The sequence below is a fragment of the Shinella sp. genome (assembly GCF_035998705.1).
Classification (GTDB): domain Bacteria; phylum Pseudomonadota; class Alphaproteobacteria; order Rhizobiales; family Rhizobiaceae; genus Shinella.
In genome coordinates this window covers 21,547-37,376 of sequence record NZ_DASYHH010000018.1, presented here as the reverse complement: position 1 = coordinate 37,376, position 15,830 = coordinate 21,547, and the positions used below count along the sequence as shown (strand labels likewise).

Sequence of the window (15,830 nt, the reverse complement as noted above, 5' to 3'; positions counted from 1 at the left end):
GCATTCCGCCGTGGCCGTCCCTCATTTCTCCGTCAGCGTCGTCGCCCGCGGCTCCGGCCGCAGCGCCGTGCTGTCGGCGGCCTACCGGCACTGCGTGAAAATGGAGTTCGAGCGCGAGGCGCGGACCATCGACTACACCCGTAAGCAGGGCCTCCTTCATGAGGAATTCGTTATTCCGGAGGACGCTCCGGACTGGCTGCGGTCGATGATCGCCGATCGCTCGGTCGCGGCCGCGTCGGAGGCTTTCTGGAACGCTGTCGAGGGTTTCGAGAAGCGCTCGGATGCGCAGCTCGCCAAGGATGTCACCATGGCCCTGCCGATCGAGCTGTCGGCGGATCAGAACATTGCTCTCGTTCGCGAGTTCGTGGCGAGCCATATCACCGCCAAGGGAATGGTCGCAGACTGGGTCTATCACGATGCGCCGGGCAACCCGCATGTGCATCTCATGACTACCTTGCGTCCGCTGACCGACGACGGTTTCGGCGCGAAGAAGGTCGCGGTGCTCGGTGCAGACGGCAAGTCGCTGCGCAACGATTCCGGCAAGATCGTCTATGAGCTATGGGCGGGAGGCGTCGGGGATTTCAACGCCTTCCGCGACGGCTGGTTCGTCTGTCAGAACCGGCATCTGGCACTCGCCGGTCTCGACATCCGCGTCGATGGCCGCTCCTATGAGAAGCAGGGCATCGCCCTTGAGCCGACCATCCATCTCGGCGTCGGCGCGAACGCCATCAAGCAGAAGTCGGCCGAGGCGTCCGAGCCGATCACGCTGGAACGCATCGAGCTGCAGGAGGAACGGCGAGCCGAGAACGCGCGCCGCATCGAGGACCGCCCCGCCGTCGTCATCGATATGATCGCGCGGGAGAAGAGCGTCTTCGACGAGCGCGACGTCGCGAAGATCTTGCATCGCTATGTCGATGACGCTGGTCTCTTCCAGTCGTTGATGGCGCGTGTTTTGCAAAGCCCTGACGTTGTTCGGCTGGAGCGTGAGCATGTGGACTTCGCCAGTGGCGCGCGGGTGCCGGCGAAACTGACTACCCGCGACCTGATCCGCACCGAGGCGGAGATGGCCAGCAGGGCGGTCTTCCTTGCCGGCCGTTCCTCACACCGCGTCGAAAACGCAATCCTGCAGGAGACGTTCGCGCGGTATTCCCGCCTGTCGAAGGAGCAGAAGACGGCGATCGCCCATGTCGCCGGCAGCCATCGGATCGCTGCGGTCGTCGGTCGCGCCGGCGCCGGCAAGACCACGATGATGAAGGCGGCGCGCGAAGCCTGGGAGGCGGCCGGCTATCGTGTCGTCGGCGGTGCGTTGGCGGGCAAGGCGGCCGAGGGCTTGGAGACCGAAGCCGGGATCGTCTCGCGCACGCTTTCGTCGTGGGAGCTTCGCTGGAACGACGGGCGGAGCCAGCTTGACGACAAGACGGTCTTCGTCTTGGACGAGGCAGGCATGGTGTCTTCTCGCCAGCTTGCACTCTTCGTCGAGGCCGTCACGAAGGCGGGCGCGAAACTCGTGCTTGTCGGCGATCCGGATCAGCTCCAGCCGATCGAGGCGGGTGCCGCGTTTCGCGCTATTGCCGATCGCATCGGATACGCCGAACTGGAGACCATCTACCGCCAGCGTGAGCAATGGATGCGCGATGCGTCGCTGGATCTTGCGCGCGGCAACGTGGCGGCCGCGCTGAGCGCCTATGACGCGGCTGACCTGGTGCAAACCGGCTGGACGCGGCAGGACGCGATCGAGGGACTGATCGACAACTGGAACTACGATTTCGATCCGACGAAGACCACGCTCATCCTCGCCCACCGCCGCCGCGATGTCCGCGAACTGAACGAGCTGGCCCGCGCCAAGCTTGTCGAGCGCGGTATTGTCGGCGAGGGCTCTGTGTTCCGGACCGAGGACGGTGCTCGTCGTTTCGCCGCCGGCGACCAGATCGTCTTCCTGAAGAACGAGGGCAGCCTTGGCGTCAAGAACGGGATGCTGGCCAAGGTCGTTGAAGCTGCGCCAGGCCGTATCGTCGCAGAGATTGGCGAGGGAGACAGCCGCAGGCAGGTCACCGTCGAACAGCGCTTCTACAGTAACGTCGATCACGGCTATGCCACCACGATCCACAAGTCCCAGGGCGCCACTGTCGATCGCGTCAAAGTTCTCGCCTCCAACACGCTTGATCGTCATCTGACCTATGTCGCGATGACGCGCCACCGCGAGGCGGCCGAACTCTACGTCGGCATGGAAGAGTTCACCAACCGGCGTGGTGGTGTTCTCGTCGATCACGGTGAGGCGCCCTACGAACACAAGCCCGGAAACCGCGACAGCTACTTCGTCACGCTCACCTATGGTGACGGACAGGAGCGCACGATCTGGGGCGTCGATCTCGCCCGCGCGATTGATGAAGCGGATGCACATGTCGGCGACCGGATCGGTCTTCGCCACGAGGGCTCGGAGTCGGTGAGACTGCCCGATGGCACGATGGCCAAGCGCAACACGTGGAAGATCGTGCCGGTCAAGGAACTGGCGATGGAGCGGCTGAAGGAACGCCTTTCCCGCGATGCGTCCAAGGAAACGACACTCGACTATGAGGGTGCATCCTCCTATCGCGCCGCCCTCCGTTTCGCCGAAGCGCGCGGCATGCACCTCATGAATGTCGCTCGGACCATTTCCCGCGACCGGCTCGCCTGGACCGTTCGGCAAAAGCAGAAGCTCGTCGATCTCGCCGCAAGGCTGAAAGCTGTCGGCGCGGCACTCGGCCTTGCCCGCGGCAGCGACAAACAATCCGTTCCGACCATCGTCAAGGAGGCAAGACCCATGGTTGCCGGCATTACCACATTCGCCAAATCGCTCGAGCAGAGCGTCGAGGACAAACTCTCCAACGATCCGGCGCTGAAGCAGCAGTGGAAAGATGTCTCCACGCGTTTCCAAATGGTCTATGCGCAGCCGGAGGCGGCATTCGCGGCGATCAATGTTGATGCGATGATAAAGGATCAGGCGCGCGCCACCGCGACGATAGCGAAGATCTCGGCCGAGCCGGAGACCTTCGGCACGCTCAAGGGCAAGACGGGCATGTTCGCCAGCCGCGCCGACAAGCAGGAGCGCGATACCGCCCTCGTCAACGCGCCTGCGCTCGCCCGCAATCTGGAACGATATCTGCGCGGTCGGGCCGAGGCCGAGCGCAAGCATGAGACCGAGGAGCGCGCTGCGCGCATCAAGGTCTCGGTCGATATCCCGGCGCTGTCGCCCAATGCGAAGCAGACGCTCGAGCGGATACGCGACGCCATCGACCGGAACGATCTTCCGGCCGGTCTCGAATATGCGCTTGCCGACAAGATGGTGAAGGCGGAATTGGAAGGTTTCGCCAAGGCGGTGACAGAGCGGTTCGGCGAGCGAACCTTTCTCGGCGTGTCGGCGAAGGAGGCCGGCGGCGAGGCGTTCAAAACGGTCACGCGCGGCATGACCGATCCGCAGAAGGCGGAGGTGCAAACGGCGTGGAATTCAATGCGGGCGGTGCAGCAGCTCGCTGCGCATGAACGCGTGGTCGTCGGCATCAAGCAGGCAGAGGCGTTGCGCCAGACCCAGGCGAAAGGCCTGTCGCTCAAATGACCGATGCCCGATCTCGCACCGCGTACCGAGCGCGCCAGCAATGGATGGTGGTGATCGTCATCGCCACCGGCCTGGTCGTTGCCATTACCGTGCTCGTCGCCGGTGCGGCGGCCGGCTATCGGCTCAACATGACGGCGAGCGAGCCGCTTGGGATCTGGCGCATTCGTCCGCTCAAGCGTCCTCCAGCGGTCGGTGATCTTATCTTCATCTGCCCGCCGGAGACCGTGGCGTTTTCCGAGGCGCGGGTGCGCGGCTATCTGCGCAGCGGTGTCTGTCCGACGGGCGACGCGCCGCTGATCAAGATGGTCATCGCCAGCGAAGGGCAGCGCATCGAGATCGGAGCCGATGTTCGGATCGACGGGTTGCACATTCCGCAAACAACCATCGTGCCGGCGGACGGGAGAGGGCGTCCGCTCCATGGCGATGCCGGGGGAATCGTACCGGCGGGCCAGGTGTTTCTTTATTCCCCGTTCAAGGCTTCATGGGATTCGCGCTACTTCGGTTCGATCCCCGCCGCCGGCATTCTCGGCCTCGCTGAGGAGGTGCTGACCTATGCGCCCTGATGCTGCTCGCGCCGGAATCCTCATTCTCGCTGGTGTGGCCACCGGCTGGATCGCATGGAGCGGGCATGTGCTCCTGTTGCCGGTGGCGCTTGCCTTTCCAATGCTCTGGTCGATGGCGCCAAACCGCACGACGGCGGTGCTGGTCTCCCTTGGATATTTCCTGGCGGCGTCCAGAGGTCTGCCGCTTGGGGTCGCCACATTCTATGCGTCGGATATCTGGCCGGGCGTCGCGCTCTGGTTCGTGCCGGCGGCCGGCTTCGCGGCCGTCCATGCCGCGCTATGGTCGCGGTCCGGAACCTGGCGCCCGATCCGCTATGTCCTCGCTGCGATCCTGATGGCGATCCCGCCTTTCGGCATCACCGGCTGGGCGCATCCGATCACCGCCGCGGGTGTCCTCTTTCCGGGATGGGGATGGCTTGGGCTCGTCGCAGCTTCAGCCGGTCTCCTGGGCCTCGCTTCCCGAAGGGGGCCGGCTGTCGCTGTCGTCTTGTCAGCCTCTTGGCTTTGGTCCGCCGTTTTCTGGACCGATCCGAAAGTACCTGAATCGTGGCGCGGCGTCGATCTCGCCATGGGTGCATCATTGGGGCGGGATACCGGACTTTCCCGTCAGCGTGACCTGATTGCCACGACGCGGGCAGTGGCCAAGGCCGGCGCGCGGGTGATCGTGTTGCCGGAGAGCGCGCTCGGTTTCTGGACGCCGACGGTCGCCCGACTTTGGGAACGCGCCGTGAGAGCCGGTGACGCCACGATCGTCGCCGGCGCGGCCGTGGTCGACGCCGGCGGCTACGATAACGTTCTCGTTGCAATCGACGGCGACGGCGGCCGTGTCCTCTATCGCGAGCGTATGCCTGTCCCCGGTTCGATGTGGCAGCCATGGCGGCCCTGGTTCGGCATGAATGGTGGCGCGCGCGCCCATCTCTTCGCCAATCCCGTCGTCGTGGTCGGACCGACGAGGGTCGCGCCGCTCATCTGCTACGAGCAGCTCATCGTCTGGCCCATTCTGCAGTCGATGGCCCACGCGCCCGATGTCGCCGTCGCCGTCGGCAACGGCTGGTGGACCGAGGGCAGTTCCATCGTCGGGATCCAGCGCGCCAGCGCTACGGCCTGGGCGGCTCTCTTCGCCACGCCTCTCGTGCTCTCCTTCAATATCTGACCCTGGAGCCCTCCATGCTGGATGCTGCCCTGATCGAAAAATGCGCCGATCCTTCCCTGACACCTGCGATCGTCCGGCAATTCGTCGAGACCGCCGGAGCGCCCGATCCGCTCGCCATCACCGTGAAGTCGGGCGGGAGGCTCATTCTCGTGCCGAAGCCGACGACGCCGGACGAAGCCATGGCGATCGTCCGCGAGCATGTCGGCCGGGCTGTCGTTCGTGTGGGGCTGACGCAGTTCCCTGCAGGTGTCGGCGTGAAGGATGCCGCCGAGCTGAAGCCAGATGTCGTTGACGCCTGCGAAAACCTGCGCATGGGCACGAAGATGTTCGCCAAGATCCTGCGGATTGTTGCGAAATGGTATGGAAACCCGACCAGCAAGGACGTGCTCCCCCAGATATTCGAGGATGCCGTCTTCTCTTGGAAGACCGGGGAATTCGAGGGAGTGAGCGTGTTTCAGGCGGAGGAGCCAGGGACGAGCTGGAATATGCCGGCCGAGAGTAAGCAGGACGAGGAACATCAGACAAGTGGACCTCAACAGGACGGCGATGAGGATGACTCGCTTGAGGGCGCAACGCCGAGCGCGCCAGCGGACGAGGCGGATACCGGGAACGCTGGAATTCGGGTAGATCTGTCGCGGATCAACGGCGGCTGATTTCGACACCTGTGGGGACATTTACCAGCCGTCGCCGCGGCTCCAAAAGCTGCCGCTGCCAACGGCTATGGCTTTCTGTAAAAGCGGGTCAGCCGCTGACGACCTCAATAACCAATGCGGAGAGCAACGAAGTCGCGTCATTGGCCATCTCGTCGCCGGTACGCATCCGCATGGTCGTGCCGCTCCGCGTCATTTCGTTTAACGTCCGCCTATCGGTCTCAGGCAGCGCCTCCCACCAACTCGGCCGAAGAAAAAGATTGTCCGTGTGGATGAACAAGAGCCGAACCAATGCATCGGCCTTCCGAGTATCGTCGAGCGCAACAAACGACTCGGCAAGTGCCTTGGCCGGACCGTCCTCGGAACCGATCCAGCCGAACACTAGGATCGTCTGCGCCTCGAACGTGGTCACCGTCAGCGTGATATGGTCGAAGTCTACGCCGTCCCGGCCGAGCTGTTGGAGTGGTTTGCCCTGGAAGTCAAATTCCGGATGAAGGGCGCCACACGCGACGACAGGTAGAACCTGGTCGAAACGAACGGCAACGAAGTGGAAGTCATCGCGCGCGCCGGACAGCAGGCGTGCGTCGAACTGATCTTTCCAAAGGTCCATATCACGCATGCCAATCCTGATCCCGGCGATGACAGTCGCCAGGTGCATTTGAATCGCGGCCTGTTTCCAGAATGGATGGCCGCGGTCAGCCTCGCGCTGGATGTCAGTGCTTCGGAGCTGCGCTTCCTTCGCAAAGCGCTCATAGGCTATGGCGCGGTAAGAAAAGAGGAAGGCGGTGTCCTTAGTTAGGGCCAGCGACTTGCCCTCGATCGGCTTAAAGAGCGTCGTGTCGTGCCGGCTGCAGAAGCCGGGAAAGACCGATGCGTTGTTGACGCCGATTTTGCGCGGCTGTGGGTTGCCTTCGGTTTCGATCATCTCCTTCATCGTAGGCTTCACGGTGAGGACGTGGCCTACTTCGGCGATCGCGGCGAGGCCGCCTTTCTTCTGCACGGTATGGGCCTTGGTCATCGTCGCGCTGCAAGGATCAGCCACGGGATCTGGATGAGAGCAGTAGCCGTCGCGGAACTCGGCGATCATTCCTGCTTCGATTTCAAAGATGTTGATCGGCTTCTGCTGTTCGCGCCGAAAATGGCACCACTTGTATTTCTTTCCCGAGCGGCACCAGCATAAATCGTAAGGGCCCATCGTCTCGACGGGCCGAATGAGATCGGGCCTTATCTTCGGTGCGCTGAGTGACGGATGCGGAACCATTCCCCAGATATAGCTGTCGGTATCGATAGCGTCGAGAGGCCGCCTTGTTATAGAGCGTAACTTGAGGAAGTCGATGAATGAGTATCTGTGGTTTGGGCCGAGGCCGGACACGTGAGTCGGTTGCGAATGGCATGCGTGCCGAACGTCGGCGCAGTGGGCTAGGCTCTATCGAAAAGGAGCAGCTATGAGCGACTGGAAATTCGGCAGCGACTGGATGGCGAAGATGGGAAACATTGGCGAGAAGACGCTGGGTCCCGTGACCATCTATGGCGGCATGGTCATGGAGCAGTGCGAGAAAAACCGCAAGAAGTTCAAGGCCGAGAAGCTCTTCCCCGATATAAGTCAGGCGCACGCTTCGGCGATCAGTGCGTTGGTGAACTTCCTGTCCCGCATTGCTGGTAAGTCCATCCCTGAGGACAGGGTAGACATCCACGGCCAAATGACATTGATCGCCCATTTCGTGCAGGGCATCCAATTCGTTGAGACCGCCATCGTCGAGGGTCTCTATCCGCAGGCAGCGACGTTGCTGCGTCAGGAGCATGAAATCGTTGCCGCCGTGGAGGAGTATTCTGCTGGGCGCCGCAAGGACGCTAAAACACCATTCGCGACGATCGGCGTCCTCAAGAACATGGGGCAGGTCTACGGCGACCTGAGCGGCGCGGCCCACGTATCACAGGCGCAGCTCCTAAAGGACATCGTGATTATGGAGATGGGCGAAAAACGAGGACCATCTCTACTGCCCATCTACCACAAGGACCTTTCGCAGAATCTCTACGCGCTGCACGTAAGCTACATCACCATGATCGCCCAACTGGCCGACGAGGTTCACCGTGGCCTCACAGGCGAGGAGTTTCATGAGGACGAGTTGAAGCTGTTAGTGATCGCGAAGAAGATCCTGATCGACAGCGGGCTGATGAAATTGGAGACGCCCGAAAACGCCGAAAAGGAGGCGAATGATTGACCTGACCGGATTTCGATAGCTCGCAGCCTACAGTTAGCCGCCCACTCCTGACCCATCATGCCAGATCAATAGTCCGCTTTCGCAAAAAGCCGCCCGAAAGCAGACGGTCGGTTACCCGCCTCGAAGTGGCCGGGCAGCGTGCGACCTTCATTGTCGCCGTTCGATGTGCGCATGTCACCACTCGAAACCTCACGTCGGGTTGGGTTGGAACTGGACAGGCAGGCTTCGGGTGTCAATGCGGGAAAAGCTGACTTCAGATTTGCGTCGCCCGATCCTGCTCCAGTCTACCTCTTTAAAAGCAGGTATTGATTTGTGCGTGCCGCCCCCCCCCCCTGTCTGTTTGAGATGTGGCATTGTGTTTGAGCGGAGGGGAACCCGTCCCCCCCATGGGTCCCATCCCGTCTGAGAGCAAGGGTCCCCTTCGCTTGGTCGTCAACCTGAACAGTTGCTTGGGCCTGCCACGAGCCCGCACGACATGGACAGGAGCTTTACCATGCCACAGATCATCGTCGGCTGCGATCTTTCCCGCGCCTTCATCGACGTCTGCATCAATGCCGGGCGCAGGACGTCGAGGATCGAGAACACCAAGTCCGGCATCACGCAATGGATCGTAACGCTTGAGACCTCCGCTCTTGTCGTCTTCGAGGCCACCAGCGGATGCGATGCTGTCCTCATGCAAGTCCTTGCGGAGCACGGCGTCACCTATGCCCGCGTCAACCCACGGCAGGCACGCGAGTTCGCCCGCGCGCTCGGCGTGCTTGCCAAGACCGACAAGGTCGATGCCAGGGTGCTGGCCCAGATGGGGCAGCGCCTTCCCCTGACCATCACCAAGCCGCAGGAGCCACAAAGGAAACGGCTCGCCGATTTCCTCAGGCGACGCAAGCAGTTGGTCGAAGCCCGAAAGGCCGAGAAGCTGCGCCGGCATAGCGCCGGGCAACCGGAATTGCTTCACGACATCGACAGCATGATCGCCATCTTCGACCGCAGGATCGAGAAACTGGACAAGCAGATCGCGGCCATCATCGGCGAAAGCCGTGACCTTGCGGCGCAGGCCCATCTCCTGTCTGCTGTGCCCGGTATCGGCCCCACCGTGCTGGCAACCCTGCTTGGAGAATTGCCCGAACTCGGCACTCTCGATCGAAGACGTATCGCCTCTCTTGCAGGACTCGCGCCGCATGCGCGTGAAAGCGGAACATGGAAGGGCACAAGGCGCATCTGGGGTGGGCGGAGAAAGGTTCGCGAGGCTCTGTACATTGCAGCCCTAACCGCAACCCGGCGCGTCCCTACCCTCATTGCCATGCGGGATCGAATGCGTGCCGCCGGCAAGGCCCCCAAAACCATCCTCATCGCTGCTGGACGACAACTCCTCGTCATCCTCAACGCCATGATCCGGAGCAACCGGCCGATCAGGCTATAAGTTCAAACACAGTTGCCCTTGAAGCGGCATCGTAATCCTGATGGTATTGCACCCTAGAGCGAAAGGCTTTCTGAGGATAATGGCATGGAGAAGATGCTGTATGGTTCGCAGTCTTGGAGCAAGGTGGAGAGGCAGTTTTGGATGCTTTCGATCGCCGGCTCTGTTGTCTGGATTCTCTATGTACTGATTTTCGAGATCGTCTTGTTTTCTCCAAAGCAGTATGAAGACTATGAACCGAATTTTACCGTTCAGCAGTACGACAATTTCGATGATTTCATGAGCAATTCCGGCGGTATGCCGGCCGGAACAATCGCGGAACTGCAGGCACGACAATCGCGCAATGTCGAGCGGAACGCCCGAAACATTGATGTTGAGGACTATAATCGAAGTTTTGTTTGGCGAGGACTCAGCCGAGCACTGGGCTACCCGGTAGCTTGGCTCGGGGCACTCCTGACGTTTATCACTATTTACGAACGCCTTCAGCAGAAGGCTGGATTCGGCAATGGGGATAGACACTAATTGCCATGCGATTGGCTGTCCTAAAGTTGACACGCGGCATTGGTTTCACCGCCGAAGCTCGTTGGCCCGGTAAAAGACAGCCTCCGTGGCATAGACGCCCGAAACATGTCAGTCCGCATCCCAACCGAAATTCAGAGTATCTATACGCCAAGCAAATCCCGCTCGAACCACTTGATTCAGCAGTTTGCTTTTTATCGAACGGCGACGGTTACATCCGTATGGATGAAGTCTTCCCCTTTGAACAGCAGAGGCGCTGACAGGCTTTTTGCAAGCGTATAGGCGGCGCAGTCAGCTAGATTCAGCCTGGCCCTCGGATCAATACCCTTTCCGTATCTTCCGAACGCCTCGGATGCTCCACGGGCCTGGATCTCATCGAATGACGAGATACTAACGTCGTTGTCAGCCAAGAACGTCCATGCGATCTGCTCCCCTTCGGGACCGCGCCGGCCGCGGAGAACCACGGCGCATTCGTGCGCATTGACCGCTGACATCGTAAGATTGTCGGCCTGTTGGATCGCTCGGGCAAAAACGATTGCATCATCCTCGTTTTCGAGAATGGCGATCACTGCAGAAGAATCGACGACGATCATTGCTCGTTCAGATCATCCAGAATTTCTTTCGGAGAGCGCGGATCAAGCAGTGGCAGCGAAGATACCTTTTTTCCCACAGCCATCATCTGTTCAACGGTCATCCGGCGCCGTGCTGGTTGGTCAGTGTACACGCCGAGTTCTCTCGCTTCGCGCTCGAGCGCAGCGCGAATGAGGTCTTCAGGCCTGCGGCCAGCGCGAGCCGCAACCTTGCGGGCAAGCTGTTCGGTGTCGTGTGTGAGGTGCAGCATCGTCTCTCTCAAATGGATCAGCCACATATAGTTCATTTTTCGACGAAAATACAGATGCGGCAACCCATCGACGAGCGAGGTCCCGGCCGATCGGTTGGAAACCATGTTACCAGACAGTCCCGAAACGGGACTGGCGCTGGGCGAGCAGATTTTCTATACAAACTCCAAGGCGGCACCGTACCGCCTCGAGGCTTAGAAACCTCGAACACAGCGGCGGATATCGGCCGAAACGATATCGGATCCTCTGGCTATTTGGCCGGGGGCCTGTGACGCATGTCCAGGCGCTCGTCGCTAAAGGTCTCAGGGGCCGACTGTGTTCGGTTTTCTAACCCCCGGTCTGGGGTCAAGGGATAGTTGGCGGGGACGCACCGCGGACGCCATTTTGTGGGTGAATGTGGTGGATGTGTCTGACGATGATACCGTGTCGGGAAACAAGTTAGTGCTGCGGCCGCTGATCGGCCTCATGAATGGCTTGGAGCCACAGGAGATCGAGCAGTTCGTCATTGAGGAACTGGAAAAGCACCGCCGTCTGCGCGACGAGGCGATACGACTCGAGACGATCCTGGAATCGCAACCGTCGGGCGCGGGCGTCGACACCAACCGTGCCTTTATCTCGGCGATGATCGCCGTCCATGCGCAACAGACGGTCGTTTCGACGCTTCTTGACATTCTTGGATACATACCCGAGACGCTGACGAAAAAGCCTCACTGAAGGTTAGATCAGGCCGAGTTCCTTGGCTAAAGCCGTCGCTTGGGCCAACGACGTTACGCCGAGCGCGTTTTTCGCATTGCGAATGAAGAAGCGGACGTTGCCATAGGTCGTGTTCTCAATGTCGGCGATGTCCCTCGCCGTCTTACCCTCCGAGCACCAGCGAAGGCAGGTCAACTCGTTCGCTTTCATCCGAATGCGGGTGACACGCGTCGGGCGCACGCGCATGACTTCCATTCGCGAATGCACCTGGCCAAATGAAGCGGCGGCCATGACCGGGCTGAAGTCGAGCCCCTCCCCTGCATTCGGTTCATCCGATGCCAAAGTCAGCATCGCCATGCGACCGAAGCCCGTGTTGATCGGAACGGAGATACCGGAGCGGATACCGAACTCCGACGCCTCGCCGTAGAACGCGCGGCGCTCCTTGGTCATTCCCGGCGTCACCGTATTCGACCAGGCAAATGCTTCAGGGCGGGATTTCGCGTTGAGCACCACCGGATCAATGTGTGCAAACTTCTTCTCGAAGTACCGTACCTGCCATTCTTTGGGATAGGTCGAGATCGCGGTCTGGGTCTCCGCCTGCAGGTTGAGATAGGCGAAGTAGCTGAAACCCGCATCGCTGGTCATCTTCTGGAGGACATCCGCCACCGCGGCATCATCATGCGCAAGCGACATCTGCTCGGTGAGCCGCACGAACCACTGATTCAATCGATACCTCCATCGCTCGAAACGCCGCAACAAAGCTGGTGCGGCTAGTACGCGCGTGTCGCGATTAGCGGATGCTACAACAACTTGCGGGCGTTAGAAATCGATAGGCGAAAAAAGAAGACATTTCCATGACGCTTTCGTTGCGGCAGGGTTGAAGGTTACGCAAACCTCACGAACTGTATGGAATGTGTGCAGTTTCCGTACTATCGCGATGCGTAAGCGGCGGGAAAGATAATGTCCTGATCGACGAGGACGTTGAACTTATAGCCGGGACGGATGCGGATGGTCGGCTGCACGTTGAGGTTCTTCGAAATCGTCTGCTCCGCCACGCGGCCGAAGGATTCCGCGAAGTTGCGCCTTGCTGCATCTGACGCGGTGTCCTGCGTCGCGAGCGTCGAACTCTCGGGCAAGGACATATCGATCCCGGTCCCGATGATCGCGACGAGCGCGGCCGAGCCGAATGTCCGCCAGAGGTGGCGATCCACCTTGTCCTTGAACCCGCCATAGCCTTCCGCGTCCGTGCCGGCCATACCGCCGATTTGCAGCGTTGAGCCGTTCGGGAAGATCAGGTCGGTCCACACGACGAGAACGCGGCTTTGGCCAAAGGACACCTTCGAGTCGTAGCGCCCGAACAGCTTGGCGCCCTGCGGAACGAGAAGCCGGTAGCCCGTGGCGCTGTCATAGACATTCTGGCTGACCTGCGCGGTGATGCGTCCGGGTAGGTCCGAGTTCAGGCCGGTGATAAGCGTCGCGGGTATGACCGAGCCGCGTTTCAGCTCGTAGGGCGAGAATTGTGGAACGACGCGGTTGGGCAAATAGCCAAGATCCTTGATGTCCTGATTGAAGAATTCTTCCTTCGAAGTCTGGCCGTTCTGGTCGACGTTCTGCCCAAGCAGCCCGGACTTCATCGCCGCCGCGTAGAGGTCGGATGTGCCGCTCGGCGCAGTGGCCAGCCGCTGCCCATTTGTTGTGGCCGTATCGGTGCTGGTGCGTCCGAGATCGGAGATGTCGACCTTCACCGGCGAGTCCAGCGCACCGGCGCGGGCCTGCAAGCGTGCCATACTCTGGCGATACTTCTCACGGATATATTGCTCTTCCTGCTCGCGCTCCAGGCGCGCCAGCCACTCCTCCCGCGATTCCAGCTTCGGCCGACGCTCTTCCCGTTCGGTCCGACGAGGCAACTCCGCAGGAACGCTTTTCTCCTCCGCCTGCCGTTCGGCCGCAGGCGTCGGCTGGAAAACCTCGCGCTGTTCCGGCTCGCCGATAATCCCGTCGGATACGCCTTGCTTGAGCTTGTCGCCATAGGTCGAGGCCGATGTGTTCGAGGCGCTGTCGAGATCGTTGTTGCGCCCGAAAGGCAGGCCGCGCCAGGAGAGGCCGATCACCACCACGCCAATGAACAGCACGATGAAGATGATCGCCGCGACGATCGGCAACCGATTGAGACGACGCATGCCCTTTTGGTCGTCGTCCTGAGTGGCCGTTCCGAGCTGAAGCGACTGAACCATGATCTTCTCCTCAGTTCCGCTGCATGATCGAAAGCGGGCTCGCCGGCGTGGCGCCGCCCGGAGTCGCCGCATAGGCGCGGCCGAGCGCGACTGTCGGCGTGGACAGGCGGGCGAGCACCTGTCCGTCCATGCTGTCGATCCCGTATTCGAGTTTGATGGGTCTTGTGCCCTTCTCGACCTGGCTGTCGGTGACGACGGTGAAACCCCAGCCTTTCAACGCCGCCTCGAGCGCGACGGCGAATTCGGACGTGCCCTTGTCCATCTTGAGCGTCGTGCTTCCGGCCGGCCCGATCTGCTCGGCAAGGCGGCTCGCCATATCGCCGGCGATGGCGCTGGCGGCAGGACCTGAGATGACGGCCGGCGCCGAGTTGGTTGAGAGGCCGTCGTCGGCCGTCTGGCAGGCGGAGAGCAGGCCGGCGGCGAGAATGAGGGGAAGCAATCGCTTCATCGTTATCCTCCCCGCCGGATGGTGATCTTCTGCTGTCGCCAGCCGACCCCGGAAACGAGGATCGCCTTGTCGACCGCATAGTCGACGATCATCATGTCATTCTTCATTCTGTAGTTGACGATCCGGTTCTGGCCGCCGCTGACGACGAACAGCACCGGCGCGTCTTGCCCACCGATCGAACGGGGGAACTGGATGTAGGTCTTCGTGCCGTCCGAATAGACCCGCTTCGGCTTCCATGCCGCGCTGCCGCTGACAGAGTAGGAGAAGTTCAGCTTGTCGGGCGCGGTGCCAGGGATGCCGCCCGTCTCCAGCCGGGCATTGATGTCCGCAAGCTTCGTGGAGACGTCCTCCGGATACTCAAAACCGACACGGGCCATGTACTGGCTCGGATGGGACTTGAGCTGCATGTGATAGGTCCGCCGCGACGTCGTGATGACCATCGACGTGACAAGCCCGGCTTCCGAAGGTTTCACGATCAGGTGGATCGCCTGTCCCCCAGCTGCGCCCGAGGTGGCTGGCTCGACCTTCCACCGCACAGTGTCGCCCACAAGGACGTCGCGCACGATCTCGCCACCTTGCAATTCGATGTCGCAGACCTGAAGCGGGGAGCAGACGACCGACGGCTGGGTTTCCCCGTAGAGGAAGATGACCTTGCCATCCGCGCCCTTGGCGACGAGACCGGGCGTTCCACGCCATTTGCCCGAAATGTTGGTTCCCCTCACCTCGTTCGTCGTCATGTTTTGCGCGAGTGCGCCGGAGGCGAACACGAGTGCGGCCATGCAGCCGGCGGCCGCGATCGATCCTGATCTGTGCATTTGATGTTCCCTGCCCTTAAAGCTGTGCTGTCCAGTCGAAGTCTTGGACGTAGAGACCGATGGGGTTGAGCCGGATGGTCGACTCGTCCTGGGGCGCCGTTAGCGAGACCGTGGCAATGCCGCGGAAACGCCGTGTTCCGGTTTCCTTGCCCTTCCGGTCGCGCTCATATTCCGTCCAGTCGACCTGATAGGTCTGGTTGGAGAGCGCCACGATGTTGTTGACCTCGATCGCGACCGTCGAGGTCTTCGCTTTCTCGAACGGCGAGTTTCCCCGAAACCAGGAATTGATCTTCTGGGTCGAGGGGTCGGATGTCCGAAGCAGCGCATAGGTCCGGTCGATATATTGCTTCTGCACGACGGCATCCGGCGTGATGGATCGGAAGCTGGTCACGAAGTTGCCGAGCGTCGCGCGCACGACGCGGGCATCGGCGTATTCGATCTGCTCGGGAAAGCCGACCGTGACGGAGGTGCCGAGTTTGTCGACCTCGACGATATAGGGCACCAACTTGACCTGAGTGCTCAGATACATGGCATAGCTGAAGCCGATCACGGCCATGGTCAGGCCGAGAATGCCGACGATGCGCCAGGCCCGCGCCGACTGGACGTAGGAGCCGTATCGCTCGGACCATTCCTGACGCGCGGCGAGATAAGGGTTTTCAGGGGCGCGATCTGCTGCCATCGATCAATC

Annotated in this window: 16 protein-coding genes; 8 read left to right on the top strand and 8 right to left on the bottom strand. The window is 61.2% G+C overall.

Annotated features, from left to right (window positions below; translation table 11 throughout):
• Positions 1 to 10 precede the first annotated feature (10 nt).
• From traA to VGN93_RS14075, 4 genes are read left to right on the top strand one after another with little or no spacing between them, the layout of a single operon-like run.
• Entirely contained in the window at positions 11 to 3,592 is a 3,582-nt protein-coding gene (traA, locus tag VGN93_RS14090) for a Ti-type conjugative transfer relaxase TraA (RefSeq protein ID WP_064334768.1), read from the top strand.
• On the top strand, positions 3,589 to 4,155 hold the full coding sequence (gene traF, locus VGN93_RS14085) for a conjugative transfer signal peptidase TraF (protein WP_064334769.1): 567 nt from the start codon (positions 3,589 to 3,591) through the stop codon (positions 4,153 to 4,155). Before traA ends, traF begins: the two co-directional genes overlap by 4 nt.
• Complete coding sequence (locus VGN93_RS14080; RefSeq protein ID WP_064334770.1) at positions 4,145 to 5,308, top strand: conjugal transfer protein TraB; 1,164 nt, start codon at positions 4,145 to 4,147, stop codon at positions 5,306 to 5,308. Before traF ends, VGN93_RS14080 begins: the two co-directional genes overlap by 11 nt.
• Positions 5,309 to 5,322: 14 nt before the next feature.
• Positions 5,323 to 5,961, top strand: a complete 639-nt coding sequence (locus VGN93_RS14075) for a TraH family protein (protein ID WP_064334771.1) — start codon at positions 5,323 to 5,325, stop codon at positions 5,959 to 5,961.
• 88 nt (positions 5,962 to 6,049) lie between these two features.
• On the opposite strand, the gene VGN93_RS14070 is transcribed toward VGN93_RS14075, so the two are convergent.
• Entirely contained in the window at positions 6,050 to 7,219 is a 1,170-nt protein-coding gene (locus VGN93_RS14070; RefSeq protein WP_242224985.1) for an SEC-C domain-containing protein, read from the bottom strand.
• A 184-nt stretch (positions 7,220 to 7,403) separates the two neighbouring features.
• Between VGN93_RS14070 and VGN93_RS14065 the strand changes: the two genes are divergently transcribed.
• The 3 genes from VGN93_RS14065 to VGN93_RS14055 all read left to right on the top strand — a co-directional run bounded on the left by VGN93_RS14065 (position 7,404) and on the right by VGN93_RS14055 (position 10,116).
• Positions 7,404 to 8,180, top strand: coding sequence for a hypothetical protein (locus VGN93_RS14065; RefSeq protein ID WP_242224988.1), 777 nt, complete (start codon positions 7,404 to 7,406; stop codon positions 8,178 to 8,180).
• A gap of 493 nt (positions 8,181 to 8,673) precedes the next feature.
• Positions 8,674 to 9,597 carry an IS110 family transposase gene (locus VGN93_RS14060; protein WP_168168934.1) on the top strand — a complete coding sequence of 308 codons (924 nt, stop codon included), beginning with the start codon at positions 8,674 to 8,676 and terminating at the stop codon, positions 9,595 to 9,597.
• 84 nt (positions 9,598 to 9,681) lie between these two features.
• A complete protein-coding gene (locus VGN93_RS14055; protein ID WP_064334772.1) occupies positions 9,682 to 10,116 on the top strand; it encodes a hypothetical protein in 435 nt (144 codons plus the stop codon).
• Between the two features lie 191 nt (positions 10,117 to 10,307).
• Here the strand turns inward: VGN93_RS14055 and VGN93_RS14050 are convergent, their stop codons facing one another.
• Both VGN93_RS14050 and VGN93_RS14045 read right to left on the bottom strand, forming a co-directional pair.
• Positions 10,308 to 10,706 carry a type II toxin-antitoxin system VapC family toxin gene (locus tag VGN93_RS14050; RefSeq protein ID WP_064334773.1) on the bottom strand — a complete coding sequence of 133 codons (399 nt, stop codon included), beginning with the start codon at positions 10,704 to 10,706 and terminating at the stop codon, positions 10,308 to 10,310.
• Entirely contained in the window at positions 10,703 to 11,059 is a 357-nt protein-coding gene (locus VGN93_RS14045) for a type II toxin-antitoxin system VapB family antitoxin (RefSeq protein WP_242224990.1), read from the bottom strand. The genes VGN93_RS14050 and VGN93_RS14045 overlap by 4 nt, the downstream gene beginning before the upstream one ends.
• Positions 11,060 to 11,351: 292 nt before the next feature.
• Here VGN93_RS14045 and VGN93_RS14040 point away from each other — a divergent pair, with 292 nt between their 5' ends.
• The gene (locus VGN93_RS14040) at positions 11,352 to 11,666 is read left to right on the top strand and encodes a transcriptional repressor TraM (protein WP_145926151.1); all 315 of its coding nucleotides are present in this window, start codon (positions 11,352 to 11,354) and stop codon (positions 11,664 to 11,666) included.
• Positions 11,667 to 11,669: 3 nt separating this feature from the next.
• On the opposite strand, the gene VGN93_RS14035 is transcribed toward VGN93_RS14040, so the two are convergent.
• The 5 genes from VGN93_RS14035 to VGN93_RS14015 all read right to left on the bottom strand — a co-directional run bounded on the left by VGN93_RS14035 (position 11,670) and on the right by VGN93_RS14015 (position 15,821).
• A complete protein-coding gene (locus tag VGN93_RS14035) occupies positions 11,670 to 12,371 on the bottom strand; it encodes an autoinducer binding domain-containing protein (RefSeq protein WP_084438747.1) in 702 nt (233 codons plus the stop codon).
• 203 nt (positions 12,372 to 12,574) lie between these two features.
• Complete coding sequence (gene trbI, locus VGN93_RS14030) at positions 12,575 to 13,879, bottom strand: IncP-type conjugal transfer protein TrbI (protein ID WP_064334775.1); 1,305 nt, start codon at positions 13,877 to 13,879, stop codon at positions 12,575 to 12,577.
• Between the two features lie 10 nt (positions 13,880 to 13,889).
• Positions 13,890 to 14,327, bottom strand: coding sequence for a conjugal transfer protein TrbH (gene trbH, locus VGN93_RS14025; RefSeq protein ID WP_064334776.1), 438 nt, complete (start codon positions 14,325 to 14,327; stop codon positions 13,890 to 13,892).
• Between the two features lie 2 nt (positions 14,328 to 14,329).
• Positions 14,330 to 15,142, bottom strand: coding sequence for a P-type conjugative transfer protein TrbG (gene trbG, locus VGN93_RS14020; protein WP_064334777.1), 813 nt, complete (start codon positions 15,140 to 15,142; stop codon positions 14,330 to 14,332).
• A 16-nt stretch (positions 15,143 to 15,158) separates the two neighbouring features.
• Positions 15,159 to 15,821: a conjugal transfer protein TrbF gene (locus tag VGN93_RS14015; RefSeq protein ID WP_064334778.1), complete on the bottom strand. Its 663-nt coding sequence runs from the start codon at positions 15,819 to 15,821 to the stop codon at positions 15,159 to 15,161.
• Positions 15,822 to 15,830 lie beyond the last annotated feature (9 nt).